Origin of the sequence: Phaeobacter sp. B1627, assembly GCF_006265095.1 — a bacterium.
Lineage (GTDB): Bacteria > Pseudomonadota > Alphaproteobacteria > Rhodobacterales > Rhodobacteraceae > Epibacterium.
In genome coordinates this window covers 26,981-52,497 of record NZ_VCNK01000012.1, presented here as the reverse complement: position 1 = coordinate 52,497, position 25,517 = coordinate 26,981, and the positions used below count along the sequence as shown (strand labels likewise).

The window sequence follows — 25,517 nt, the reverse complement described above, 5'->3', positions numbered from 1 at the left end:
ATGACCCGTATTCTTGCTTTGGCCGCTGCGGCGGCTGTTCTTGCCACTGGTGTATCTGCCGCCGATCTGCCGGATCTCGGCGGGCGCGAAGTGGTGGTGGTGACCGAAAACACATACCCGCCGCTGCAATTCGTCGATCCCGCCTCCGGTTCGGCAATCGGCTGGGAATATGACGCGGTTGCCGAAATCGCCAAGCGTATCAACATCACCGTCGTTTATGAAAACTCCAGCTGGGACGCGATGATCCCGGCCATCGGGGCGGGCCAGTACGACATGGCGATGAATGGGATTACCATTCGCGATGACCGCCGGGAAAAAGTCGACTTTTCGGACACATATCTGACCTCACAGATGCAGATGATTGTCGCGGGGGATGAGGACCGTTTCGACGATGCGGCAAGCTTTGCCGCCGATACGGATCTGCTGGCGGCGGCACAACCGGGGACGACCCCCTTTTACGTGACGGTCTATGATGTGCTCGACGGGGACGAAGCCAATCCGCGGATCAAACTGTTCGAGACATTCGGCGCGTCGCTGCAGGCGCTGCGCGCGGGCGATGTGGATCTGGCGCTTTCGGACAGCACGGCCGCCAATGGCGTTGTCGCCGCAGCGGGGGGCGCTCTCAAGATCGTGGGCGAGCCGCTGGGCACCGAGGATTTCGGTTTCATTTTTCCCAAAGGCAGCGATCTGGTCGCCCCGGTCAATGCGGCTCTGGCCGAGATGAAGGCAGACGGGACGCTGGATGCGCTCAACAAGACGTGGTTTCTTGACTACAAGATGGGCCAGTAAACCCGACGTTCTGACCTGAATTCTCACCCCGGCCACTTTGGCCGGGGTTTGTCGTAATTGGATGATGCAATGGCCGAACAGCGCAAGCGCGAAGAAAAGGATGACTTTCCCTGGTGGCTTGTCGCTGTGGCGCTCACGGCGATTTACCTCGGTGTCGAGGTCGTCCAGAGCGAGGTCTATGCCCAGATCATGTCGACGCTTTGGCGCGGCATCGGTGTCACCGTCTTTGTGACGGGCGTCAGCTTCTTCTCGGCGAGCGCTCTGGGGCTTCTGCTGGCGCTGGGTGGCAAATCCCGATGGATTGTGCTGCGTCAGATGTGCCGTTTCTATATCGAAATCGTCCGCGGCGTGCCGATCATCGTATTGCTCCTTTATGTTGCCTTCGTCTTGGCCCCCGCTCTGGTCGATCTGCGCAACTGGGTTGGCGGGCTGCTGGGAATGGAAGACGTGCGGACCCGCCATTTCCCGCTGCTGTGGCGGGCGATCCTGGCGCTCATGATCGCCTATTCCGCCTTCATCGCCGAGGTCTTTCGCGCCGGTCTGGACTCGGTGCCGGTCGGACAGATCGAGGCCGCCAAGGCGCTGGGGCTGGGCAGTTGGCATCGGTTTCGGTTTGTCATCTTTCCACAGGCGATCCGAACGGTGATGCCGCCGCTGGGCAATGATTTCGTGGCGCTGGTCAAGGACAGCTCTCTGGTGTCGGTGCTTGGGGTGTTGGACATTACCCAACTGGGCAAGGTCACGGCCGCCGGAAACTTCCGCTATTTCGAGACATATAACATGGTCGCTCTGGTCTATCTGGCGATGACGATCTCCCTGTCGCTGGCGCTGCGTGGGCTGGAACGTCGGCTGCGCAACCGTCACCAGCGCGGCTGAGGCTGCTGTCGCTCCTGCAATGCCCGGGCCGCGGCTCGCTGGCGCGTCTGGCAGGCCGTCGACCCTGACAGGTGCAGCGCAGGTCGAGCCTGGGCGCTCGGCGGCCACGCCGCCGACGGGACGCGATTGCAGCGCCTCCCAAGACCCGCTAGCGTCATCGCAAAGGAGATATGCCTCATGACAAATCCGCTGTTGTCCGACTGGAAAACACCTTTCGGAATTGCGCCCTTCGACCAGATTTCGGATCAGGACTTCGCCCCTGCGCTGGACGAAGCGCTTGCGATCCATTCCAGGCAGATCGATGCCATCGCCGCCAGCACCGAGCCTCCGGGGTTCGCAAATGTGATCGAGGCGCTGGAAACCCCATGCGCCCCGCTGGAGCAGGTTCTGTCCGTGTTCTATGCGGTGGCCGGCGCCGACAGCAACCCGCAGCGCGAGGCGCTGCAGCGGGATTTCTCGCCGAAACTGGCGGCTCATTTTTCCGCGATCACGGCAAACAAGGCGCTGTATGCCCGGGTCAAGGCCGTCTGGGACCAGCGCGACAATCTGGATCTGACAGAGGAACAGGCGCGGGTATTGATGCTGACCCACCGGGGCTTTGTCCGTGGGGGCGCGGCGCTGGAAGGGGCGGCAGATACCCGCATGCAGGAGATCAAGGCGCGGCTGGCGACCCTGGGCACGACCTTCACCCAGAACCTTCTCGCGGACGAGCGGGATTGGGTCATGCCGCTGTCCGATGACGACCTTGAGGGGCTGCCCGGATTTGTCGTCAGCGCGGCGCGCACCGCAGGCGAAGACAAGGGGGCCGATGGGCCGGTCGTCACCCTTGCGCGGTCCATCGTGACACCGTTTCTGCAGTTCTCGCCCCGTCGCGATCTGCGCGAAAAGGCGTATCGCGCCTCGGTTGCACGCGGCGCCAACGGAGCAGAGCACGACAACCGCGAGATCGCTGCCGAAATTCTGGCGCTGCGACAGGAGCGCGCGGCGCTTCTCGGTTATGAAAACTTCGCAGCCTACAAGCTGGAAACCGAGATGGCAAAAACGCCCGGTGCGGTGCGGGATCTGTTGATGGATGTCTGGGGACCTGCAAAGGCACAGGCCGACAGGGACGCCGAGGTGCTCACCCGGATGATGCATGAGGATGGGATCAACGGGGATCTGGAGCCGTGGGACTGGCACTACTACACCGAAAAGCGGCGCAAGATCGAGCATGACCTCGATGAGGCGGAATTGAAGCCATATCTGCAGCTGGACCGCATGATCGAGGCGGCCTTCGCCTGCGCCAACCGCCTGTTCGGGCTGGAGTTTGCGCCGCTGGATGTGCCGCTCTATCACAAGGACTGTCGCGCTTGGGAAGTGACCCGGGGCGGGCAGCATCTGGCGGTCTTTATCGGGGATTACTTCGCGCGTGGCTCAAAACGCTCCGGCGCCTGGTGTTCGGCCATGCGGGCACAGGCAAAGTTCCCCGAGGTGCAGACACCGATTGTCGTCAACGTCTGCAATTTCGCCAAAGGGGATCCGGCATTGTTGTCCTATGACGACGCGCGCACCCTTTTCCACGAGTTCGGCCATGCCCTGCATCAGATGCTGTCCGACGTAACCTACGAGAGCGTCTCGGGGACCTCTGTCGCACGTGATTTCGTAGAATTGCCCAGCCAACTCTACGAACATTGGCTGGAAGTGCCGGAGGTGTTGCAGGAATTTGCCACGCATGCGGAAACCGGCGCACCGATGCCGAAGGACATGCTCGACAAGGTCCTCGGGGCCGCGACCTTCAACATGGGGTTCCAGACCGTGGAATATGTTGCCTCGGCGCTTGTCGATCTGGAATTCCACGATGGTGCCGCGCCGGCCGATCCGATGGCGAAACAGGCCGACGTGCTGGCGGACCTGGGGATGCCGCACGCCATCCGGATGCGCCATGCAACGCCCCATTTCGCCCATGTGTTCTCGGGGGACGGATATTCGTCGGGCTATTACAGCTATATGTGGTCCGAAGTCATGGATGCGGACGCCTTTGCGGCCTTCGAAGAAGCCGGTGGAGCTTTTGATGCGGAACGCGCCCGGGCGCTGGAGGAAAACATCCTCTCGACCGGCGGATCCCGGGATGCCGCCGAGTTGTATAGGGCCTTCCGCGGGCGTCTGCCGGGGGTCGATGCGCTTTTGAAGGGGCGTGGCCTGGCAGCAGAGTGACACTGCGGACCCCGCCCGCAGGGTGAAACACATCTCCGCGCCGGGGCCTATGTCGGGGCCTATGTCGGGACCGGTCCTCAGCGCGGAGATGTCTGGAACGGCAGAGGTATTCTCGCCGTCCCGTTCTAATATCCGCGAGAGCGATCGACCTCATGCAGGAAAGGGGCACCCGCCTCCCCTCGGTCGATGTTTTCCGCAATCACCCGCGCCGCCGTGATCGGCCGGGTTTCCGCCGCGATATGAGGCGTGACGGTCACCTGCGGGTGCGCCCAATAGGGATGGCCCGCCGGCAGCGGCTCCACCCGAAAGACATCCAGTGTTGCCTGTGCAACCTGACCGCTGTCGAGGGCAGCGATCAAGGCGCTGTCGTCGATCAATGGCCCGCGGCCGGGGTTGATGATCCGCGCGCCGGCGGGCAGCCAGCTCAGGCTCTCGGCATTGAGGATGTTCAGGGTTTCCGGCGTGTCCGGCAGCAAAAGCACCACAATATCCGCCGTGGACAGGACCTCTCGCAGCCCCTCCGGCCCATGATGGCAGCTCACTGGGGGGATGTCTTTTGCGGTGCGCGCCCAGCCGGATACATTGAACCCGAGATGGCACAGCGTATCCGCACAGGCCTGCCCCAGCGCGCCGAGTCCGAGGATCGCCACCCTGCGCTCTTCCGCCAGGGGCGGCACAAAGGGCTCCCATCGATCCTGACAGGCGAGGCAGCGGTCGATTTGCAGATGGTAGCGCAGCACATGCCCGGCGACCCATTCCACCATGGATTGCGTCAGGCCCGGATCGACCATACGGCACAGAGGCTGAGACAGCGTCTCATTGCCGACAATCTTTTCCACCCCGGCCCAGAGGTTCAGCACCGCCTTGCAGCGTGTGTAGGGGCGAAAATCCTGCAGCGGCGAATTCGGTGCGTAGACGATATAGTCAACGTCCTGCGGCGCAAACTCCTGACGGAGATCGACGGTCAGACCACGGGCGGCAAAGGCTGTCTTCAGGGGGGCCTCATAGGTGCTCCAGCGTTCGGGCCGGGCGGCAAAAAGCACGTTGATCATGTTGCGAAGACCCCCTCCATATTGGCAAACCCCTTGATTTCTATCGGATTGCCGGCCGGATCATAGAAGAACATCGTGCTTTGTTCGCCCGGTTCTCCTTTGAACCGCGTGGTCGGCGGGATTTCGAAGTCCACCCCGGCCTCATGCAGTCGCTCTGCCAGTTCCCTCCATTGGTCGAGCGGCAGGATCACCCCGAGATGGGGCATCGGGACCAGATGCTCTCCGACGTGGCCGGTTTTGGCGGTCACAAAAGGATCTCCAAGGTGCAATGAAATCTGATGGCCGAAGAAATCGAAATCGACCCAACTGTCGGTGCTGCGTGCTGTTTTGCACCCCAGCGTGCCGCCATAAAACTCTCGGGCGGCGTCCAGGTCATCCACATTGTAGGCGAGGTGAAAAATGCTCATGCGGGGTCCTTTTCAAATCTTTGCGCCGGCGCTGATCCGGCACTGTTTGCGCTATCGGGGGCGGTGGACGTTTGCGCTTTGGACGATGCCGAATGCGGCCAGCAGAACCAGCATCGCAGATCCGCCGTAGGATACCATCGGCAACGGCACCCCGACGACGGGCGCAAGCCCCATGACCATCGACATGTTCACCGCGAAGAACAAAAAGAAATTGAGCGCAATTCCCAGCGTGACCAGGGATGAAAATCGGTCTTTTGTCGACACGGCCGTGGCCACGCAGAAGACGATGATCAGCACATAGATCGACAACAGCGTCATGCCGCCGACAAAGCCGAATTCCTCGGCCAATGTGGTGAAGATAAAATCTGTGTGTTTCTCCGGCAGAAAGTTCAGCCGGGATTGCGTGCCCTGCATGAAGCCGCGCCCTGACCATCCGCCGGAGCCAAGCGCAATTTTCGATTGGGTGATGTGGTAGCCCGCGCCCAGGGGGTCCTGCGATGGGTCGAGAAAGGTGTCGATACGGCGATACTGGTAGTCCTTGAGCAGTTGCCAATCGGTGCCACGGCTTTTGAACACAGCAGAGACCAATCCGACGGCGGCGCTGATAACGGCTGCGAAATAGGCCCAGTGGACACCGGCAAGAAACATGATCCCGCCCCCGGCCGCCAGCAACAGAATGGACGTCCCCAGGTCCGGCTGTTTCAGTACCAGAAAGGTCGGCACAATTATGATCAGAACCGGAAGCGCGACAAACAGGGGCCGGGAGGTGCGTTTGCCGGGCAGCCAGTCGTAATAGGCGGCCAGTATCATCACCAGCGTGATTTTCATCAGCTCCGACGGCTGCAGCCGCACCGGCCCCAGGTCGATCCACCGTTGCGCCCCCATGCCGATAGTGCCGAAGAACTCGACCGCCACCAACAGAAGCAGCGCCATCAGATAGGCCACCACCGAGATATTGCGCCAGAACCAGATCGGGACCATGGCGACGAAAATCATGACCCCCATTCCCAGCAGGAACCGTTTGACCTGTGGTTCGACCCAGGGGCTGAAGGAGCCGCCCGCCACCGAATAGAGCATCAGGAAACCGACGCCTGCGGCCGCAGCCAGCAACAGTGCCAGGGGCCAATTGAGATAGAGGATTTTGCGCAGCCCGGTCGGCGTGGTCTTTGAATGATACTCGAGATAACTCATGCCTGATCGCTGCCACTGCTCTCGCGGCGCTTCAGCCGCTCTCGTTCCAGCCGTTCCTGCTGGGCCTCGATCTTTTGGCGATCACTGGCCGGATAGGCCTCCAGCGGAGGGGTCCCGCCATAGAGCGCCTGCAACATGAGGTCGCGCGCAATGGGGGCCGCCGCCGTTGATCCGCCGCCGCCATGCTCGACCACAACGGAAACGGCGTATTTGGGCTTGTCGAATGGGGCGAAGCAGACAAAAAGCGCATGATCGCGGCGTTCCCACGGCAGATCCTGGTTGCGGATCACACCAGCGGCGCGCTCTGCCGCCGTGATATTGCGGACCTGGCTGGTTCCGGTCTTGCCGGCCATGCGCATCCCTTCGGCAATGATACGCGAGCGATATCCGGTGCCGCGCCGGTCGTTGCTGACCGCAAACATGGCCTTGCGGACATTGCGCAGATGAATGTCGCTGATCTCGAGCGGAGCGCCTTCGCCCGAGGCTTCCTCAACACCGTCTATGGATTTGACCAGCCGCGGCGTGACACTGCGACCGGATGCAATACGCGCCGTCATCAACGCCAGCTGCAGTGGTGATGCCAGCATGAAGCCCTGCCCGATGGAGGCGTTCACCGTGTCACCAACCAGCCATTCCTGTCCGTGCACGCGTGATTTCCAGTCCCGGTTGGGCGCGAGACCTGCAGCGACGGCCGACATGGGCAGGTCGTGACGCACGCCGAGACCCAGTTTGTTTGCCATCTCGGAAATGCGGTCTATCCCAACCTTGATGGCGAGGTCGTAATAGTAGACGTCGCAAGACCCCTTGAGCGAGTCCAGCAGGTTGACATGGCCATGGCCCGCCCGTTTCCAGCAGTGGAACCGACGGCCGGAGACCTCCAGATGCCCCGGGCACCAGGTGGTTTCCTCGGGGCTGATGAGGCCGTTTTCAAGCCCTGCCAACGCCGTGACCATCTTGAAGGTGGAGCCGGGAGGATAGGTGCCCTGAACGGTTTTGTTGGCAAGGGGGCGAAAGGGATCTTCTGTCAGCGCGCGGTAGTCCGCCACCGAAATGCCCCGCACAAAGAGGTTCGGATCAAAGCTCGGGCTGGAACAGATGGCGCGGAGATCGCCGTTCTCCACATCCATGATGACGGCTGCCGCACTCTCGCGACCGAGCCTTGCCTGCACGTAATTCTGCAATTCGGCATCGAGCGTCAACTGCGTGTCGGCCCCGGATTCCCCTTCGCGCCGGTCCAATTCACGCATCACCCGGCCCATGGCGTTCACTTCGACGCGTTTGGCCCCCGCCTTGCCCCGCAGTGAGGCCTCTCGTTTTGCTTCAAACCCGACTTTGCCAATCTGGAACCTCGGGATGCGCAGGATCGGCTCCGGATCCTCGATCCGCGACAGATCGTAGTCCGAGACCGGCCCCACATAGCCGACAACATGGGCAAAATCATCCTGCAGCGGGTAGACACGGGTCAATCCGACCTCTGGTGTGATACCGGGAAGGGCCGGGGCATTGACTGCGACCTTGGATATGTCCTTCCAGGAGATCTGATCGGCGAGGGTGATCGGCAGGAAGGGTGGCGACCGCCGCATTTCCGCCCGTGCCCGTTCCAGATCCTCATCGTCAATCGTGATCAGCCGGGACAGGTTTGCAATGACCTGCTCGACGTCGCCTGCATCCTCTGGCACCAGAACAATACGGTATGACGGCGAGTTCTGGGCAATGATCAGACCGTTGCGGTCGAAAATCTCACCCCGGCTGGGGGCGATCAGGCGAATGTTGATCCGGTTTTCTTCGGCCAGCAGCCGGAATTGATCCGCCTGATCCACCTGCAGGAACCGCATGCGCATGCCCAGGGCGCCGACAAAGCCGAGCTGCATCCCGCCCAGCAGCAGCGTGCGGCGGGTCAGCAATCTGTGGCTTCCGTCGAGATCTTTCGGGCTACGTTTCACAGCCGCGCTCCCATGGTTTCAATCTCGGCAGGCGAGAGACGCCGCACACCGAGCAGGCTCTGGCTCAGGAACACCACGACCGGATAGGCGGCGATGGTCATGATCACCTGCACCAGTATCAGTGCAATATGGGCCTGTTCCACGGCCAATATGCCAAGGATCACTCGGTTGAGCAAAGTGATGCCGACGATGATCACAGAGATTGCGAACCATTCCCCCAGAAAGGGTGTCTCCCGGCTGGCGGGGAGGCGGGATTTGACGAATTCACAAGCCAGCAATACCAGCAACGCCCAGAGGCCGGGCGGGCGTTGCAGCAACAGATCCGCCAGCAGCATGACGGATGCAATCAGCAGCGGTGGGACGAAATCCGCGCGGCGGGCTGACCAGACCAGCGCGGTTGCCAGCAACAGGTCAGGCGGGCTCCATTGCCGCGGCACGGTATCAAGGGGCAGGAGGCGAAAGAACATGATCACCAGCGCCACCGCGACAAAGACCGCGCGCATGAACCAAATTCCGGCCGGCGTCATCCTAGCCATTTTCGGCCTCTTCTGCGCGACCCTCGGGCGTGACGCCGTCAAGCAGGCTGTCGGGGCGCGGCAGCGGGATCATATCATCGGGCACCGGCGCGATCAGGGCACCGGGATCGGTGATGGGCGCGCTGCCCTGATGGCGCAGCACCCGCAGAAATTCCAGACGTTCATAATCTGCCGACAGGCGGACCCGCAGGCGCCCGGCACGGTCCTGCGCCACCTGCCCGATCAGCAGGCCCGGTGGAAACACATGCCCGTCTCCGGAGGTCACGACCCTGTCTCCGGGGCGAACCAATTCCGGGTTCTCGACAAAGTTCAGCAGCGGGGCTGCGGTATTGTCGCCGCTGACCAATGCGTTCTGTCCGGAGGGGTGCAGCGTCGCCGGAACCGCACTGGCGGCATCCGTCAGAAGGATGGCGCGGGCGGTGTCCAGGCCGGTGCCTGAAATCCGGCCCACCAGTCCGATACCGTCCATTGCGGCCCAGCCGTCCATGATCCCGTCGCGCGCGCCGACGTTCAACAGGACGGATTGGCGAAAGGGCGAGCCGCTGTCTGCCAGCACAACACCGGTCACATAGGTCAACTGCGGATCGAGGCGTACGTTGTTGAGATCAAGAAGCCGGGCGTTTTCCTGTTCCAGTTGCAAGGCGGCCTCTTTCCAGGCCCGCATCTGACGCAGCTCGGATCGCAGTTCCCGATTCTGTTCCGACAGGCGTTGGTAGCTCTGGAAATCGCGCAGCAGGTTGATGGTGCCGGTGACGGGAACCATGGCCCATTGCATGTTGGGCACCACCGCATCCACGACCTGCGCGCGAAACCGTTCAACCCGGGGGCTGTCGATCCGCCAGATCAGAAAGATGACGGCAAGCACCAACACCAAAATCCCCACAAGCAAGCGCTTGAGCGGGCCGGTGTATTCTTCGCGCTGTGACCGGTCTTTGGCCAAGGCTCTCCTTTCAACCGCAGGGGGTCACCCCGGGCACGTCCGATCGGGACGAAAGGGGGTCAGCTTTCGTAGTCGATGGCGTGACGCAGCTGCTTTTCATACTCCAGCGCCTTGCCGGTGCCGAGCGCCACGCAATTGAGGCTTTCATCCGCGATGGACACGGCAAGGCCTGTCTGTTCGCGCAATGCCAGATCCAGATCGCCCAACAAGGCGCCGCCGCCTGTCAGCATGACGCCACGGTCCACGATGTCAGCCGCCAGATCCGGGGGGGTGGTTTCCAGCGCGGTCATCACTGCCTCGCAGATCTGCTGCACCGGTTCTGCCAGCGCTTCGGCGACCTGCGCCTGGCTGATCTCGATCTCTTTCGGGACCCCGTTCAGCAGATCACGGCCGCGGATCTGCATGGACTGACCGCGCCCGTCGTCGGGCATGCGGGCGGTGCCGATGGAGGTTTTGATCCGCTCCGCCGTGGCCTCGCCGATCAGCAGGTTCTGCTGACGGCGCAGGTAGGAGATGATCGCCTCGTCCATGCGGTCCCCACCGACGCGCACGGAGCGGGCGTAGACGATATCGCCCAACGACAGAACCGCCACCTCGGTGGTGCCGCCGCCGATGTCGACAACCATGTTGCCGGTGGGGTCGGTGATCGGCATGCCGGCGCCGATTGCCGCCGCAATGGGTTCCGCGATCAGGCCGGCCCGGCGCGCGCCGGCGGCCAGAACCGAGGACCGGATTGCCCGCTTTTCAACCGGTGTGGCGCCATGGGGCACGCAGACGATGACCTTTGGCTTTGAGAAGGTGGAGCGTTTGTGCACTTTGCGGATGAAGTGCTTGATCATTTCCTCCGCAGTGTCGAAGTCGGCAATCACACCCTCGCGCATCGGGCGGATCGCCTCGATGGAGCCGGGCGTCCGGCCCAGCATCAATTTCGCATCTTCGCCAACGGCGAGGACTTTTTTTACGCCGTCCTTGACGTGGTAGGCCACCACGGACGGTTCCGACAGGATCACGCCCCGGCCTTTGACGTAAACCAGAGTGTTCGCAGTGCCGAGATCAATGGCCATGTCTGATGTGAACAGACCGCCGAGTTTTCCGAAGAGCGCCATGTAAGAGGGGTCCTGTGAGTACTGCCGATTTGTGACCGCGACTCTTTCCCCGGGCCGCAGATCTTGATCTTATAAGCAGCGGAGGCCTGCCGTAAAAGGGCGTAATCCAATCCTCTAGCGTCTTTTCGCTTGTGGATGCCCCCAAATTCGGGGATTGGCCGCGGGAATCGCGCCGCCGGTGCGCTTTCGCACATGAAACCGGCAGTGGGTGGGAAGCGTCGGGGCGGTGTCGGGTCAGCCGGAAAAAATCTGGTCCATTTGCGCTTTGAAGCTGGCCCAGGTCACCGTGGCCTTGTTGCCTGCATAATTGTGGTAATGGGACTTGCCGCTGGATGTCGGCAGCCCGGCCCAGATTTTTGCCAGGTTGTTCATGAAGGTCACCTGCTCCATCTTGCCCGCTTTGAAGGCAGAGAGGCCCGCTTCCTCGATCAGCTGGTGCGCCAGTTGATCCTGCAGGGCAGCGTTGAAACGGCGGTTGAGAGGTACGCCCTGATGCCCGGCCAGGCGTTTGAGTGTCGCAGGGATGAACTGATAGCGTCCAATCGCATGGGACTGTCCGGGCGTGTCCTTGATCCACGTATAGATCTGCTGGAGGGTCATCTGCGTGGGCGGTGCGGGCGGCTTGATCCGGGCGCCATGCTGGACCGCATCGTAGTCGGCCCGACCGGCTTCGGCCTGGGCAATCACATTCATGATTTCCGCCACATCGACGGAGGCCATGACGGGGCTGGCGAACAGGCTGCCACCGCTGCGCCCGCGAAACAGGCTTGCGGCGCTGGGATTGAGCGATACAGCGCCCCGGCCGGTTGTATCATCCGTAGCCGGACTGCGTCCCGCCCCGAGTTCCAGACTGCCGCCCAGGTTTCCCCCCAGGCTGCGGCTCCGACCGCTACCCAGACTGCGATCCCTTCCGCGTTCCGGAGCCTCCGTGGTGGATGTCCGCATGAAAAAACTGCCGTCGCCAACCAGCGAATACCCACCGGAATTGGACCAGGCGGGGGAAATCAGACTGAGCGCGAGCATCGCGCCAAAAAAAAGGCTCGTTCTGAGGGGCATCGGACCTGCTTCTGCGGGCGTCAAGTGGCCTCAGGATGACCCTATGTGATTTAGATTCGGTTTAAGGCACGGTCTTCCTCCGGCGCAGGTTTGCCGCTATGGGGGGCGATATGCTGTCATACCAACATATCTATCACGCGGGAAATCTCGCTGACGTTCAGAAACACGCGCTCTTGGCGTGGATTCTGGACTACATGACCCGCAAGGACAAGCCGGTCAGCTATCTTGAAACCCATGCCGGGCGCGCCCTTTATGACCTGGCCTCTGCGGAGGCGCAAAAGACCGGCGAAGCGGCGCGTGGCATCGACATTGCCCGCGACTGGTTCGCGCCGGATCATCCCTATGCCCGGGTGATTGACGCAGTGCACGCAAAGCACGGCCCCAACAGCTATCCGGGTTCGCCCCGCGTTGCATCAGAGCTGCTGCGGCCCGCCGACAGCCTGCATCTGGCGGAGCTGCACCCGCAGGAGGCGCAGGCGCTGCGCGAGGCGATGCGCGGCTCCGGCGCAAAGGTGCATCTGCAGGACGGGTTCGAGATGGCGCAGTCGCTCGCACCGCCGACCCCGCGCCGGGGCGTGTTGCTGATCGATCCCAGCTATGAGATCAAATCGGACTACGCGCGTATTCCGGGGATCATTTCAAAGCTGCATCGCAAATGGAACGTCGGTGTCATCATACTGTGGTATCCGATCCTGACGGATGGCCCGCATCGGAACATGCTTGCGGCGCTGGAGGCACAGGGCCTGCCGGACAGTGTGCGGCACGAGGTGCGTTTTCCGCCTGCACGGGAGGGGCATCGCATGATCGGCTCCGGCGTGTTTGTCCTCAATGCTCCATTCGGGTTCACGCAGCAGACCGCCGAGCTGACGCGCCGGTTTGCGGATCTGAACTGAGCGCGTAGGCCCGCAAATGCGAAACCGGAAATGCGAAGCCGGGGAAGCGAAACCAGGGAAGCGAAACCAGGGAAGCGAAAAAAGGCACCCGAGGGTGCCTTTTCACGAGAGTCTGTGCAGTGCGAGCCGGATGATCCGAGCGGCGGCACCGCTCAGGCGTCCTTGTAGGAAATCTCGCGCGCGTCAGCGCCATCGCCCATTTTGCTGCGCCGAACGATCAGGCGGTTGAGCGCGCTGATATAGGCCATGGCCGAGGCCACAACCGTATCGGTATTGGCGCTTTCTCCGGTTGCGATAATGCCGTCCTCGTCCAGCCGGACCGAGACGGTGGCCTGGGCGTCGGTGCCTTCGGTCACCGCATGCACCTGATAGAGCTGCAGATGCGCGGAGTTCGGATGGATCTTGCGAATTGCCTTGAAGGCGGCATCCACGGGGCCATCCCCCTCTGCGACCTCGGTCACATCGGTTCCGTCGACTTCCATCTCTACGGTGGCCTCTGCCGGTCCGCCGGTGCCGCAGACGACTTTCATGGAGACCAGTTTCAGATGGTCGCTGTCGTCGCCACCGGTGCGCATCAAGGCGACGATATCGTCGTCAAACACCTCTTTCTTGCGGTCGGCAAGTTCCTTGAACCGAACAAAGAGGTCCTTCAGTTGGTTGTCGCCAATGTCATAGCCGAGGGTGCCGAGCTTGTCGCGCAACGCGGCGCGGCCGGAGTGTTTGCCAAGCGGCAGCGACGTTCCCGACAACCCTACGTCCTCGGGACGCATGATCTCGAAGGTTTCCTTGTTCTTCAGCATGCCGTCCTGATGGATGCCACTTTCGTGGGCAAAGGCGTTCTTGCCGACGATGGCTTTGTTGAACTGCACGGCAAAGCCCGAAACCGTCGCCACCCGCCGCGAGATATGCATGATCTTGCGGGTGTCGATGCCGGTTGAAAACGGCATGATATCGTTGCGCACCTTCAGCGCCATCACCACCTCTTCGAGGGCGGTGTTGCCCGCGCGCTCTCCGAGGCCATTGATGGTGCATTCGATCTGACGCGCGCCCGCCTCGACCGCAGCGAGCGAATTCGCCGTCGCCATGCCAAGGTCGTTGTGGCAGTGGGTCGCAAACACCACATCATCCGCGCCGGGCACGGTTTCGATCAGGCGGCGGATCAGGTCAGCGCTTTCGCGGGGGGCGGTGTATCCGACGGTATCGGGGATATTGATCGTGGTCGCGCCGGCCTTGATCGCGATCTCGATCACCCGGCAGAGGTAGTCCCATTCGGTGCGGGTCGCATCCATCGGTGACCATTGCACGTTGTCTGTCAGGTTGCGCGCATGGGTGACGGTGTCGTGGATCCGCTCGGCCATTTCGTCCATGGTCAGGTTCGGAATGGCGCGGTGCAGGGGCGAGGTGCCGATGAACGTGTGAATGCGGGGCTGCGCGGCCTTGCGCACGGCTTCGGCGCAGCGGTCGATATCCTTGGTATTGGCGCGGGCAAGGCCGCAGATCACCGAGTTTCTGGATCTCTCGGCGATCTCGCTGACGGCCTTGAAATCCCCCTCGGAGGCGATCGGAAATCCGGCCTCGATGATGTCAACGCCCATGTCATCCAGCAACTCTGCGATCTCGAGCTTTTCCTCATGTGTCATGGTGGCGCCGGGGCTTTGCTCGCCGTCGCGCAAAGTGGTGTCAAAGATCAATACGCGATCCTGGTCGGTCGTGCTGGTCATGTCAGAATTCTTTCTAGCTCTGGTCCCCGAGCGTCGTTCATTCGTGTCGGGGGAAGGGTCCAATCCGTGGCGCGCGTGCACATCCTCTGAGCGGGCGCGCCGGATGGCACGCTCAGAGGCGGATTAGGAGCAGTAGGCCACGCGACAGCGCGCTGCGATGGGCAGCGTCGGCAATCTGGATATCGGCATACGTGGTCATGAGGGGAGTTATACAGCTGCCGAAGCGAATGGGAAGGGGCAAAGTTCTCTGCATTGCAGCAGGAGCACGGTCCGCGCTCGGGTGGCCGTAAGCGGGACATCAGCGGGGGCTCCGCAGCCTGCGCCCTGCCCAAAGGCCTGCGCCTAGCACAATGGAAGCGGGCAGAGGCGTTGCGCATCGATGCAGGTCAGCGCTTTCGGGACACACGACTGGAAAAACACGGCTGAAAACACGGCGCGCGTCGATACAGGTGCGATGCCGGGGCTGCTAGGGACGGCTGGAACGGCGGCTTGGATCAGGTGCCGCGTGCGGCCCAGAAGTGGCGCCATCGGGCGAGGGTCGCGGGCCTCAGCCCGGCATCGTCAATAGCTCCCGGTGCCAGTCGCGGCAGGTGCTGCGCGATCTGCGCGGCGGAGCGGCTGGACCTCATCATCATGTCGAGCGCGATATTCGCCCAGACATCCCGTCCCTCTGCAGTGGGGGCCGCAAAGGCGCAGAGATAGGCCAGATAGCCAAATTCCGTCGCCCGCCCCATGCGATGACGAAGCGCGAAGACCTTGGCCCGCAGTTTCAGAGGCAGCGGCTTCGGAGGCTCCGTTATCGCCGGGAGACGGTGGGCCAGAGCCGTGTTGACGGGGGCGCCGGGGGGAAACATCGCATCAAACCTGCCGTGATACACATGGCGCATGTAGCCGTCATAATGGATCACGTGGTCGCGTGCATAAACCACGTCGCGCGCCTCCAACTCGATTGCGGCGGAAAACGCGAATTGTTCGATTTCTGATGGCTGATCCTTAATTTCAGCAGATTTCGCCAGCTCTTCGACATGAAAGAGTAAATTCACGTCCTGCGGGGTCAGGCCCAGAACCCCGATGTCAAACATCGCAGCCCCCGCATGAACCTGTGGCTCCAGCTGCGTGCCCCGGCACGCGTCAATGACCTGATCCCAGTCGGAGCGCCCGGCCAGCCAGCCGTCGTGATCCTGAACCAGGATCCCCCCGGCGGTGATGAGGTCGAACAGCTGGCGGGGCGGAGCCTTGAAGGCGGTGTCTGTGGCCATCAGGCAGATGTTGCCTCCGGTCACCTCAAGGCCGAGTTGGGCGGCCCGTAGCCGCTTCAATGGCGTATTGTTCTGATCTGCCCATGCCGCAGTGGTCTCTGCGGATAGGATATGATGGCGCACCGGCAGATCCGGCCTCTGGTTGGGCGCATCGCAGATCAGCAGGATTTCGATCCCCTCCAGCCCGTGCCGGAGCGCGGACAGGATGCTGTAGGACAGTTGCTGCTGGGCACGCGGTGCATCCCCGTGAACCAGATAAACGAGCGTGGCCATTGTTGTTCAGGCGGTCTTATTCTGTGTCGGCTGCATCGCTGGCGGCGGCCGCATTCCCGGCATCGGCGTCCTCATTGCTTGTGAGCGCGCCATTGTCCCACGTTCCTGCGGCTTCTTGGCCGGAGGCGTAGCGCATGGTTCCGGGGCCCTGGCGCTTGGAATTGACAAAGCTGCCCTCATAGACATCGCCATTGGCATAGGTGGCCACGCCCTGACCGCTGATCTTGCCCTCGGCCCAATCGCCCTCGTAGCTGAAGCCGTCGGGCATGGTGATCTTGCCGGCACCATGACGCTGGCCGCTTTCGAACTGACCTTCGTAGATGGACCCATCCGCATAGGTCACCTTGGCCTCTCCGTGACGCAATCCGTCCTTCCAGCTGCCGTCATAGCGATAGCCGTCAGGATAGGTCATCACCCCCTGACCATCGTTTTTGGCGTTCTTGAAGGACCCCTCATAGGTCACGCCGTTGGGATAACTCGCGGCGCCAGTGCCCTCGATCACCCCGGCAATCCAGTCGCCGTCATAGGTAGAGCCGTCCGGATAGGTGATCTTGCCGGTGCCATGGGCGAGATCATCGCGAAACTCCCCCTCATAGACGGAGCCATCCGGGTAGGTCACATGGCCCTGGCCCTCGATCTGGCCAGCCTGCCACTGGCCTGTGTAGATGTAGCCGTCGGTGCCGGTAAAGGTGCCCTGACCCTGACGCAGGTCGTCCTCGAACATGCCTTCGTAGATGTCGCCGTTGGCATAGGTCAGCTTGCCTTCACCGTGGCGGCGACCATTGACCAGCGGTCCCTCGTAGACGTCGCCATTTGGCTGGGTCAATGTGCCCATGCCGTTCATCTGGTCAGCGGCCCATTCGCCTTCGTATTTCAGCCCGTCGGGCATCACCAGCGTTCCCAGCCCGTCCAGCTTGCCGTCCGAGATGCCGCCCTGATAGGTGGCGCCGTTGGGGTATGTGATCTTGCCCAGCCCCTCTTTGCGCCCGGCGACCCAATCGCCGTCGTATTCATAGCCACCGGGGTTTTGCATCACGCCGCTGCCTTCGTGTTTGGCGTCGACAAAATCGCCCTCGTAGCGCACGCCATTGGCGTAGACCGCAATGCCCTGACCGTTGATCACCCCGTTGTGCCACTCGCCCTCATAGGTGCCGCCATCGGAAAAGGTAATCTTGCCGATGCCTTCGGGTTTGCCCTTGACGAACTCTCCCTCATAGACTGATCCGTTCGGGAAGCGGGCGACGCCTTGACCACGGATTTCCCCTTCGACCCAGGTGCCGGAGTATTCATACCCGTTGGGCAGTTTGTAGCTGCCCTGACCATGTTGCAGCCCGCCCTTGAATTCGCCTTCGTAGACGCCGCCGATTTCGTCCTGTGTGGTCAGGACCTGCGCCTCCTGGGCCAGAGCGGGGGGGAACCCGGCTGCCGCAGTCAGGGCCAGCAGGGAGGTCAGAGCGAGAGTGGAGCCGATGCGGGTCATGGAAACCTCAGTTGCCTCAGAAATTACGAGAGCTGCCTGTACTATGGGGTGCTTTCCCCAGAACCTATGCGAGCCGTCGCTTTGTCGCAACGGTTTTGCCTTGCCGGTCTTTTCCTTCAGCGGAGATCTGTTACACGGCTGTTGACGATACAGTTTTGGGGACCCCGGACGATGGCCGATAGATTTCGCGTAACTCTGGCGCAGCTGAACCCGACAGTGGGGGATCTGGCTGGCAATGCAGCCAAGGCCCTCGCCGCATGGGAGCAAGGCCGAGATGCCGGGGCCGATCTGGTCGCTCTGCCGGAAATGTTCATCACCGGCTACAACGCGCAGGATCTGGTGATGAAGCCCGCCTTTCACGCAGCCGCCATGGCGGAGGTCGAAGCGCTGGCGCAGGCCACTGCGGACGGCCCCGCGCTGGCGATTGGCGGCCCCTGGGCCGAGGACGGCAAGCTGTACAACGCCTATCTGATACTGAAGGACGGTCGTGTGGCGTCCAAGTGCCTGAAGCACCACCTGCCGAACGAGACGGTTTTCGACGAGGTCCGGATTTTTGATGCGGGGCCGTTGGGCGGGCCCTATGCGGTCGGCAATACCCGCATCGGCAGTCCGATCTGCGAGGATGGCTGGCACGAGGATGTGGCGGAAACCCTCGAAGAAACCGGGGCGGAGTTTCTTTTGATCCCGAACGGCTCGCCCTATTATCGCGGCAAGATGGAGACACGGGTGAACCACATGGTCGCCCGCTCGGTCGAGACGGGCCTGCCGGTGATCTACCTCAATATGGTCGGGGGGCAGGACGATCAGGTGTTTGATGGCGGCAGTTTTGCCTTGAACCCCGGCGGCGGGCTGGCCGTTCAGATGCCGGTCTTTGACGAGGCGGTGACGCAGCTCGATCTGGAACGCAGACCCGAGGGCTGGCGCATCGTCGAAGGCGACAAGGCGTCGCTCCCCGATGCATGGGAGCAGGACTATCACGTAATGGTTCAGAGCCTGCGCGACTATCTGGCCAAGACGGGGTTTCACAAGGTGCTGCTCGGCCTGTCCGGCGGCGTCGATTCCGCTATTGTGGCGGCCATCGCGGTGGACGCGGTGGGGGCAGGGAATGTGCGCTGCGTGATGCTGCCGTCGGAATACACCTCGCAGGACTCTCTGGACGATGCGGAGGCGGTGGCAAAAGCGCTGGGCGTTCACTACGACTATGTGCCGATCTCCGAAGGGCGCAGCGCGATCACCAACACGCTGGCGCCTCTGTTTGCTGGGCGCGAGGCCGATGTGACCGAAGAAAACATCCAGTCGCGCCTGCGCGGTTTGCTGTTGATGGCCATGTCGAACAAATTCGGCGAGATGCTGTTGACCACGGGTAACAAGTCCGAGGTCGCAGTCGGATATGCCACGATCTACGGCGATATGAATGGCGGCTATAATCCGATCAAGGATCTCTACAAGACGCGGGTGTTCGAAACCTGCCGCTGGCGCAATGCCAATCACCGTTCCTGGATGATGGGACCCGAAGGCGAGGTCATCCGCCCGAGCGTGATCGACAAACCCCCAAGCGCCGAGTTGCGCGAAGATCAGAAAGACAGCGACAGCCTGCCGGATTATCCGGAGCTGGACGCGATTCTGGATATACTTGTGGATCAGGACGGGTCGATCGCCGACTGTGTCGCTGCCGGGTTCGACCGCGATGTGGCCAAACGGGTGGAGCATCTGATCTACATCAGCGAATACAAACGGTTTCAGTCGGCGCCCGGGGCGCGGCTGACAAAACGGGCCTTCTGGCTGGACCGGCGCTATCCCATTGTGAACCGGTGGCGCGATCCGTCCTGATCGCGGGGCTTGAACGCCCAAACCAAGACCGATCCGGCCCTGATTGAGGCCCTGAGAGCACAGAGCGGGGGAACCGTCCCCTTGTTTCCATTGACGTGTAGACCCGTCAAATCCACGCGGAATAGAAGAAGCCATGCTTGGACCACAGCTGCCTCAGTTCAACGGTGACCGTGCCCTGCCGCACACGGTTGACGTCGTCGTCATCGGCGGCGGCATCATCGGTGCGTCGACCGCGCTGGAGCTGACCGAACGCGGTCACTCTGTGTTGCTTTGCGAAAAGGGCATGATTGCCGGCGAACAGAGCTCGCGCAATTGGGGCTGGGTGCGGATGTCTCAGCGGGATCCGCGCGAAATGGAGCTGATGGCGCATGCGCTGCGATTGTGGGAGGGGCTCGACGAGCGGACCGGCCACAAGACAGGCTATACGCGATCGGGCATTGTTTTCACGGCACGTACGCGGCGCCGTGAAGCAGAACTCGCCAAATGGGCCGAGCATCTCAAGGATTTCGATGTCGAAGGAAAGATGCTGCGGTCTGCCGGTCTTGAGGCACTGGCGCCGGGCTATGGCAACCGGCTGCGCGCAGGCTATCACACGCCACAGGACGGCCGGGCGGAGCCGCAGGCAGCAACGCATGCCATTGCCTCCGCTGCGCGCGACAAGGGGGCCGTGATCGTGACGGGCTGTGCCGTGCGGGCTCTGGATGTCGAGGCCGGGCGTATTCGGGGTGTCTTCACCGAAAAGGGGCGCGTCAACGCAACGGCAGTTGTGCTTGCGGGCGGGGCCTGGTCGCGGCTGTTTTTGCGCAACGAAGGAGTTTTCCTGCCGCAACTCAAGGTGCTGAACTCTGTCATGCGCCTGTCGCCTGTGGCAGGTGTGACGGAGACGGCGCTCTGGACCAGGGGCTTTTCCATACGCAAACGCGCCGATGGTGGATTTACCGTCGCCACAGCGGGCGAGAATACGTTTGATATCGTGCCGGATACGTTCCGCATCGGTCACCGCTTCCTGCCGGCCTTTCTGAAGGATATCAGCGCGGTCCGCTTCCGCGTCTCCGGGCGATGGGGGATCGAGGCCGCGCAGGACCGTCCTTGGGGCGCGCAGGACCGGACCCCGTTTGAAGAGACACGCGTCCTCGACCCACAGCCCTCGCAAAAAGCCCTGCGCCGCGCGCTGGCAGCAGCGCGCGATGCATTCCCGGCGCTGGCGCAGGCGGATGTCACCCAGAGCTGGGGCGGGCTGATCGACGTGACGCCTGATGAAATTCCGGTGATCTCCGAAGTGCAGGCCCGTCCGGGTCTGTTCCTGTCGACGGGATACAGCGGCCACGGTTTTGGCATCGGCCCGGCGGCTGGCCGTCTGACGGCGGATCTGGTCACCGGCGACACCCCGATCGTGGATCCGCGACCCTTCCGCCTCAGCCGCTTCTGATCCCCAAGGCCCCGACCACCAGATCGGGGCCCAGGTCCGGGTCTGCAGGCACGGCCGACACTGTCAACTACGACACTGCCGGCCGAGCACGCCTCTCCGTCGGCCGGAGCGGGCCTCAGCCCATCATCTGATAGCTCACAGGCACGAACCGAAATCCCTCGCCACGTTTTTCCACAAAACCTGCGGCAGGAAACGGCATGTGGTAGCCGATCATCGGAACCCGGCTGTCGGCCAGCATCTCCAGCACCCGACGCCGGGAGGCCGAGGCCGCGTCCTTGTCGGTGTCAAAACTGGTCTGCCATTCAGGATGGGCAAAGGGGAATACATAGTGATTGGCCAGATCCGCCGTCAGCAGCAATTGCTGGCCGCCGCTCTCGATCATGTAGACCATATGGCCCGGCGTGTGCCCGAATGCGGCCATCCCGGTCACGCCCGAGGCCACAGTGCCGCCATCCTCGATAAACGTCATCTTCTCGGCCTGCGGAGAAACAGAGGCCCGCACGCGGTCGCCGCCACCATTGCCCTCGGGCAGGCCGGTCCAGTGATCATACTCGCGCGCGGCGGTCACATACCGGGCATTGGCAAATGTCACAGCGCCGTCATCCGCGGTCATGCCACCGATATGGTCACCATGCATATGTGTCAGGACAACCACGTCGATCTCCTCCGGCACCACACCCGCATCCGCCAGCGCCGCAGTAATGCCACCGGCATTCAGACCGGTGTCGAACAGGATCTTCTGGCTGCCGGTATCCACGAGGGTCGGGGTGAAATAAAACTGCGCAGTGTCGGGCGGGATGAAATTCTCTGCCGCGACCCCGGCAAAGGCCTCATCCGTGGCGCCGCCGCCGAAAATGTCCTGAACCCCGTCGCGTGCTGTCGTGCCCGCCAACAGGCTGTGCACCGTATAATCTCCCACTTTGAACGCGCGGGCATGCAAGGGTTTCGGCGCATCGCCGTGGCCTGCAGCGCGCAGGGGCGAGGCCACCGAGGCGGCAAAAGGGGCCGCTGTCACACCGGCGAGTGCGGCGCGGCGGGTCAGGTTCAAAGTCATGCTAAATTCTCCCTGATGGAACTGATGCTTCGACACTAGCGCATCCCATGACCAAATCAGCCGTTGCATGTTCACGAATGCGTGGGGGGCCACGGCTTCATCTTTTTCCAAATACCTCCGCCGGAGGCCACGCCCCGTCAGGGGCGTCATGATACGCCTGCAAAACTGGACAATTGCGCGCTCCTGTGACACAGCAAGGCCAACAGGAGAATTGCGATGACCACCACCCGTTTCGCGCCGTCACCCACCGGCTATATCCACGTGGGCAACCTGCGCACTGCGCTGATGAACTATATGATCGCCCGCAAGGCCGGCGGCAGCTTCATCCTGCGTATCGATGATACCGATCCGGAGCGCTCAAAGCAGGAATATGTCGACGCGATCCAACATGATCTGGAATGGCTCGGCTTGACCTGGGACCGGATGGAGCGCCAGTCCGAGCGGCTCGACCGATATGCCGAGGCGGCCGACAAGCTGCGTGCAATCGGCCGCTTCTACGAAGCCTTCGAGACCCCCACCGAACTGGATCTCAAGCGCAAGAAGCAGCTCAATATGGGCAAGCCACCGGTCTATGACCGGGCGGCATTGAGCCTCAGCGCCGACGAACAGGCCGCATTGCGGGCCGAGCGCGGCAATGGCGTCTGGCGTTTCAAACTCGATCACGAGCGGATCGAATGGAGCGATGGCATTCTCGGCGATATCTCCATCGATGCGGCGTCCGTGTCCGATCCGGTGCTGATCCGCGGTGATGGCCAGGTGCTCTACACCATCGCCTCGGTGGTCGATGATACCGAGATGGGCGTGACCCATGTGGTGCGGGGCTCAGACCATGTGACCAACACGGCGACCCAGATCCAGATCATCAAGGCGCTGGGCGGCACCTGCCCGGAGTTTGCCCACCATTCCCTGCTGACCGGCCCCCAGGGCGAGGCGTTGTCGAAACGTCTCGGCACGCTTGCTCTGCGTGACCTGCGCGAGGCGGGGGTGCAACCGATGGCCCTGCTGTCGCTGCTGGCCCGTCTGGGGTCCTCGGATCCGATCGAATTGCGCACTGATATGGCCGAGTTGATCGATGGGTTCGACCTCGGCCGCTTTGGCTCCGCACCGACCAAACTCGACAGCCAGGATCTCTATCCTCTGACGGCCCGCTACCTGCAAACCCTGCCGCACACGGCGGTGAAAGCGGACCTCGATGCTGCCGGGGTGCCCGAGGACAAACAGCAGGATTTCTGGGCGGTGGCCAAGGAAAACATCACCACCCTCAAGGATCTTGAAGGCTGGTGGGCGCTTTGCCGGGACGGGGCGGAGCCTCTGATCGCCGAGGAAGACGCCGACTTCATTGCCGAAGCCATGGCGCTTTTGCCCGAAGGCCCCTACGACAGCGAGACCTGGGGCAAATGGACTGCCGAGGTGAAAGAGAAGACCGGGCGCAAGGGCAAGGGGCTGTTCATGCCGCTGCGCAAGGCCGTCACCGGTATGGAGCGGGGTCCAGACATGTCGGCGCTGCTGGCGCTGATGCAGGTGGTGCGTGCGCGCGGCTAGGCGCGGATCATCGCCGGTCTGAAAACACAGCGAAGAACACAGCGAAGAACAGAGTGAAAAATGGCGGGCAGTCCGGAGCGGGCTGCCCGTTTTTCCGCGCGCGCCCGGCGGCGCTCAGCCGAACAGGGAGCCGCGCATCTCGCGCGCTGCGGTGCTCATGGGGGCGTTCGGGTGGTCTTCCAGCGCGGTCAGGGCTTTTTCCAGCCATTCCATGACTTCTGGCGTGTCGCCCCCGTTGCGGAAAATGGGGGGGAAGCTGGCTTTCAGCAACTCTTTTGCCGTGACCGGCGCCAGATGCACCCGCGGAAACCGGATGTCGTCACGGCCCGCCTCTGTGTCTTTTGGCAGGTTCTCCCACAACAGGCGCTCGATACGGCCGAGCACCTCGATCGCAGTGCCGGGATCGTTGACACCGGGGGACAGGGCGCGCTGCGCTGTTTCCGCCAAAAGGGTCAGGCCAAAGGACGGATCCTGTTCGAAACTCCGCACGTCGCCGATGTCGATCAGGCCGGACGCCGCCTTGCAGAATGTCTGATCCGCCCCCTCTGCCACGGCAACCGGGCGATCCTGCAACACATATTCACCGGGCAGCCGGATCAGATGCACCTCCACGTCGGCTTTTTCGGCGAGCGTGTTCAGCGCGGCCATATCGGCAAAGCGGACAAACCCGCTGCGGGCCGCGGGGATCGCGGTGGCGTCCTGCGGGGGCGGGGCTTCGCCACAGTTCCCGCCGAGACAGGGGGTGTCCTTGCGTGCCAGCAAACTGTCGCGGCACCGGGTCTCGATCAGGCGCAGCGTGTGATCCATGCTGCCGAGATCCGACAGGTGGTCGATCCAACGCAGGATGGCGACCACGATCAGGATCACGACCAGAACCGTGATGCCAAACACGACAATCGCCGCCTGCGGCGTATAGATCTGCGCCCGAAACAGGATAATCGCACTCAGAGAATAGACAAACCCGCCGGTAAAGGTGGCGAGCACACTCTGCGTCACCGTATCTTCCAGCAGCAGACGGTAGACGCGGGGCGTCGCCATGGACGATGCCGTGCGGTAGGCGCTGACCATGACGTTCAGGGAAAACGTCGTCACCGCCAGCATCCCCGACGCGAGGATCGTCAGGACCGGCAGCACGGCCTCGCGGCCAAAGCGGTCGGACAGATCTTCCGGCAGGACCGGTGTCAGCAGCGGCGCGACGGCCAGCGCCAGCAGCGAAAACAGCGAAAGTGCGACCACCCTGAACCACAGCTGACGGGTGATCCGCCGCAACAACAGGAGGCTGCGCGAAATCATGTGTCGGCCGCCAGCACGGAGGCACCCACATCGGCAATCAGCCTGTCGTGGAAGTCACGCTCTGATGGGGTGATCTCCTGATGGCGGGGATATTGCGGCGCTGCCCGATCATCGAGGATCGGCGTGTCCCACCCATCGGTACTCGTCATGAAGGCCTCGGCGCCCGCCGCGCCAAACACCTGGGTGTAGCCCCGAAGGACCACATCAAGATAGCTCAGCAGGATCGGATGGGCCACGGAGCCCGCCGCCTGATCTGCCTGCGGCACCTGATACAACGAGATCTGCGGCGGCGGGGTCATATCGTGGCCGACCTGTGCGGTGACATCGACGCGCACATAGGCGAACTCCCGTTCGTCAAGCGCCGCCCAATCGCCGCCCGGCACCGCAGCCAGCAACCCGTCGATTGCGTGCCCATCAGCGGGAGTGGCGCTCAGGAAGGCGAGGCGGAGCGCAGGCGTGTGGACCCAGGCCCGCCGCCAGCCCTGCAGCCGGGCCGGGCGGGTGTTTCCGTAGACATGGGTGGCGGTATTCACCAGGCTGCCGAAGCCGAAAAAATACGGGGTCATGGGTCCTCTGGGAATTTCTCTGGTTGCATTGATGTATGTCAAACCGGGTTTTTGCGGGATTTGCAACTCTGTGACATCGTCGCCACCG

21 protein-coding genes are annotated in these 25,517 nt (G+C 62.5%); 7 read left to right on the top strand and 14 right to left on the bottom strand.

The genetic code is table 11. The features are described 5' to 3' along the window. From FGE21_RS07235 to FGE21_RS07225, 3 genes are all read left to right on the top strand, one after another. Entirely contained in the window at positions 1-789 is a 789-nt protein-coding gene (locus FGE21_RS07235) for a transporter substrate-binding domain-containing protein (RefSeq protein WP_139662629.1), read from the top strand. 69 nt (positions 790-858) lie between these two features. Next, positions 859-1,665: an amino acid ABC transporter permease gene (locus FGE21_RS07230; RefSeq protein ID WP_139662628.1), complete on the top strand. Its 807-nt coding sequence runs from the start codon at positions 859-861 to the stop codon at positions 1,663-1,665. A gap of 177 nt (positions 1,666-1,842) precedes the next feature. Continuing rightward, positions 1,843-3,858 carry a M3 family metallopeptidase gene (locus tag FGE21_RS07225; protein WP_139662627.1) on the top strand — a complete coding sequence of 672 codons (2,016 nt, stop codon included), beginning with the start codon at positions 1,843-1,845 and terminating at the stop codon, positions 3,856-3,858. 125 nt (positions 3,859-3,983) lie between these two features. Here FGE21_RS07225 and FGE21_RS07220 read toward each other — a convergent pair whose 3' ends face one another. From FGE21_RS07220 to FGE21_RS07185, 8 genes are all read right to left on the bottom strand, one after another. Continuing rightward, positions 3,984-4,910, bottom strand: a complete 927-nt coding sequence (locus FGE21_RS07220; RefSeq protein WP_139662626.1) for a glyoxylate/hydroxypyruvate reductase A — start codon at positions 4,908-4,910, stop codon at positions 3,984-3,986. Beyond that, the gene (locus tag FGE21_RS07215; protein WP_139662625.1) at positions 4,907-5,317 is read right to left on the bottom strand and encodes a VOC family protein; all 411 of its coding nucleotides are present in this window, start codon (positions 5,315-5,317) and stop codon (positions 4,907-4,909) included. The genes FGE21_RS07220 and FGE21_RS07215 overlap by 4 nt, the downstream gene beginning before the upstream one ends. Before the next feature lie 51 nt (positions 5,318-5,368). Then, on the bottom strand, positions 5,369-6,508 hold the full coding sequence (gene rodA, locus FGE21_RS07210) for a rod shape-determining protein RodA (protein WP_139662624.1): 1,140 nt from the start codon (positions 6,506-6,508) through the stop codon (positions 5,369-5,371). Then, a complete protein-coding gene (gene mrdA, locus FGE21_RS07205; RefSeq protein ID WP_139662623.1) occupies positions 6,505-8,451 on the bottom strand; it encodes a penicillin-binding protein 2 in 1,947 nt (648 codons plus the stop codon). The genes rodA and mrdA overlap by 4 nt, the downstream gene beginning before the upstream one ends. Next, positions 8,448-8,987 carry a rod shape-determining protein MreD gene (locus FGE21_RS07200; RefSeq protein ID WP_139662622.1) on the bottom strand — a complete coding sequence of 180 codons (540 nt, stop codon included), beginning with the start codon at positions 8,985-8,987 and terminating at the stop codon, positions 8,448-8,450. Before FGE21_RS07200 ends, mrdA begins: the two co-directional genes overlap by 4 nt. Continuing rightward, complete coding sequence (mreC, locus tag FGE21_RS07195; RefSeq protein WP_139662621.1) at positions 8,980-9,927, bottom strand: rod shape-determining protein MreC; 948 nt, start codon at positions 9,925-9,927, stop codon at positions 8,980-8,982. Before mreC ends, FGE21_RS07200 begins: the two co-directional genes overlap by 8 nt. A 59-nt stretch (positions 9,928-9,986) precedes the next feature. Next, positions 9,987-11,033, bottom strand: coding sequence for a rod shape-determining protein (locus FGE21_RS07190; protein WP_139662620.1), 1,047 nt, complete (start codon positions 11,031-11,033; stop codon positions 9,987-9,989). A gap of 234 nt (positions 11,034-11,267) precedes the next feature. Then, entirely contained in the window at positions 11,268-12,089 is an 822-nt protein-coding gene (locus FGE21_RS07185) for a hypothetical protein (RefSeq protein ID WP_139662619.1), read from the bottom strand. Positions 12,090-12,199: 110 nt separating this feature from the next. Between FGE21_RS07185 and FGE21_RS07180 the strand changes: the two genes are divergently transcribed. Next, a complete protein-coding gene (locus tag FGE21_RS07180; RefSeq protein ID WP_139662618.1) occupies positions 12,200-12,982 on the top strand; it encodes a 23S rRNA (adenine(2030)-N(6))-methyltransferase RlmJ in 783 nt (260 codons plus the stop codon). Between the two features lie 152 nt (positions 12,983-13,134). Here the strand turns inward: FGE21_RS07180 and FGE21_RS07175 are convergent, their stop codons facing one another. The 3 genes from FGE21_RS07175 to FGE21_RS07165 form a co-directional block, all read right to left on the bottom strand. After that, positions 13,135-14,703 (bottom strand): 2-isopropylmalate synthase, encoded by a 1,569-nt coding sequence (locus tag FGE21_RS07175; RefSeq protein ID WP_139662617.1) that lies wholly within the window; start codon positions 14,701-14,703, stop codon positions 13,135-13,137. A 494-nt stretch (positions 14,704-15,197) separates the two neighbouring features. Further along, positions 15,198-16,235: a hypothetical protein gene (locus FGE21_RS07170; protein WP_139662616.1), complete on the bottom strand. Its 1,038-nt coding sequence runs from the start codon at positions 16,233-16,235 to the stop codon at positions 15,198-15,200. Between the two features lie 16 nt (positions 16,236-16,251). Then, entirely contained in the window at positions 16,252-17,715 is a 1,464-nt protein-coding gene (locus tag FGE21_RS07165) for an MORN repeat-containing protein (RefSeq protein ID WP_139662615.1), read from the bottom strand. Positions 17,716-17,886: 171 nt separating this feature from the next. Here FGE21_RS07165 and FGE21_RS07160 point away from each other — a divergent pair, with 171 nt between their 5' ends. Together FGE21_RS07160 and FGE21_RS07155 are read left to right on the top strand one after the other, a co-directional pair. Continuing rightward, positions 17,887-19,545, top strand: coding sequence for an NAD+ synthase (locus FGE21_RS07160; protein ID WP_139662614.1), 1,659 nt, complete (start codon positions 17,887-17,889; stop codon positions 19,543-19,545). 133 nt (positions 19,546-19,678) lie between these two features. Further along, positions 19,679-20,974 carry an FAD-binding oxidoreductase gene (locus FGE21_RS07155; protein ID WP_139662613.1) on the top strand — a complete coding sequence of 432 codons (1,296 nt, stop codon included), beginning with the start codon at positions 19,679-19,681 and terminating at the stop codon, positions 20,972-20,974. Positions 20,975-21,089: 115 nt separating this feature from the next. Here the strand turns inward: FGE21_RS07155 and FGE21_RS07150 are convergent, their stop codons facing one another. Then, entirely contained in the window at positions 21,090-22,028 is a 939-nt protein-coding gene (locus FGE21_RS07150) for an MBL fold metallo-hydrolase (RefSeq protein WP_139662612.1), read from the bottom strand. Between the two features lie 216 nt (positions 22,029-22,244). Between FGE21_RS07150 and gltX the strand changes: the two genes are divergently transcribed. Continuing rightward, positions 22,245-23,570: a glutamate--tRNA ligase gene (gltX, locus tag FGE21_RS07145; protein WP_139662611.1), complete on the top strand. Its 1,326-nt coding sequence runs from the start codon at positions 22,245-22,247 to the stop codon at positions 23,568-23,570. Between the two features lie 114 nt (positions 23,571-23,684). On the opposite strand, the gene FGE21_RS07140 is transcribed toward gltX, so the two are convergent. Together FGE21_RS07140 and FGE21_RS07135 are read right to left on the bottom strand one after the other, a co-directional pair. Continuing rightward, positions 23,685-24,863 (bottom strand): DUF2254 domain-containing protein, encoded by a 1,179-nt coding sequence (locus FGE21_RS07140; protein WP_139662610.1) that lies wholly within the window; start codon positions 24,861-24,863, stop codon positions 23,685-23,687. After that, positions 24,860-25,429 carry a gamma-glutamylcyclotransferase family protein gene (locus FGE21_RS07135; RefSeq protein ID WP_139662609.1) on the bottom strand — a complete coding sequence of 190 codons (570 nt, stop codon included), beginning with the start codon at positions 25,427-25,429 and terminating at the stop codon, positions 24,860-24,862. The genes FGE21_RS07140 and FGE21_RS07135 overlap by 4 nt, the downstream gene beginning before the upstream one ends. Positions 25,430-25,517: the final 88 nt, after the last annotated feature.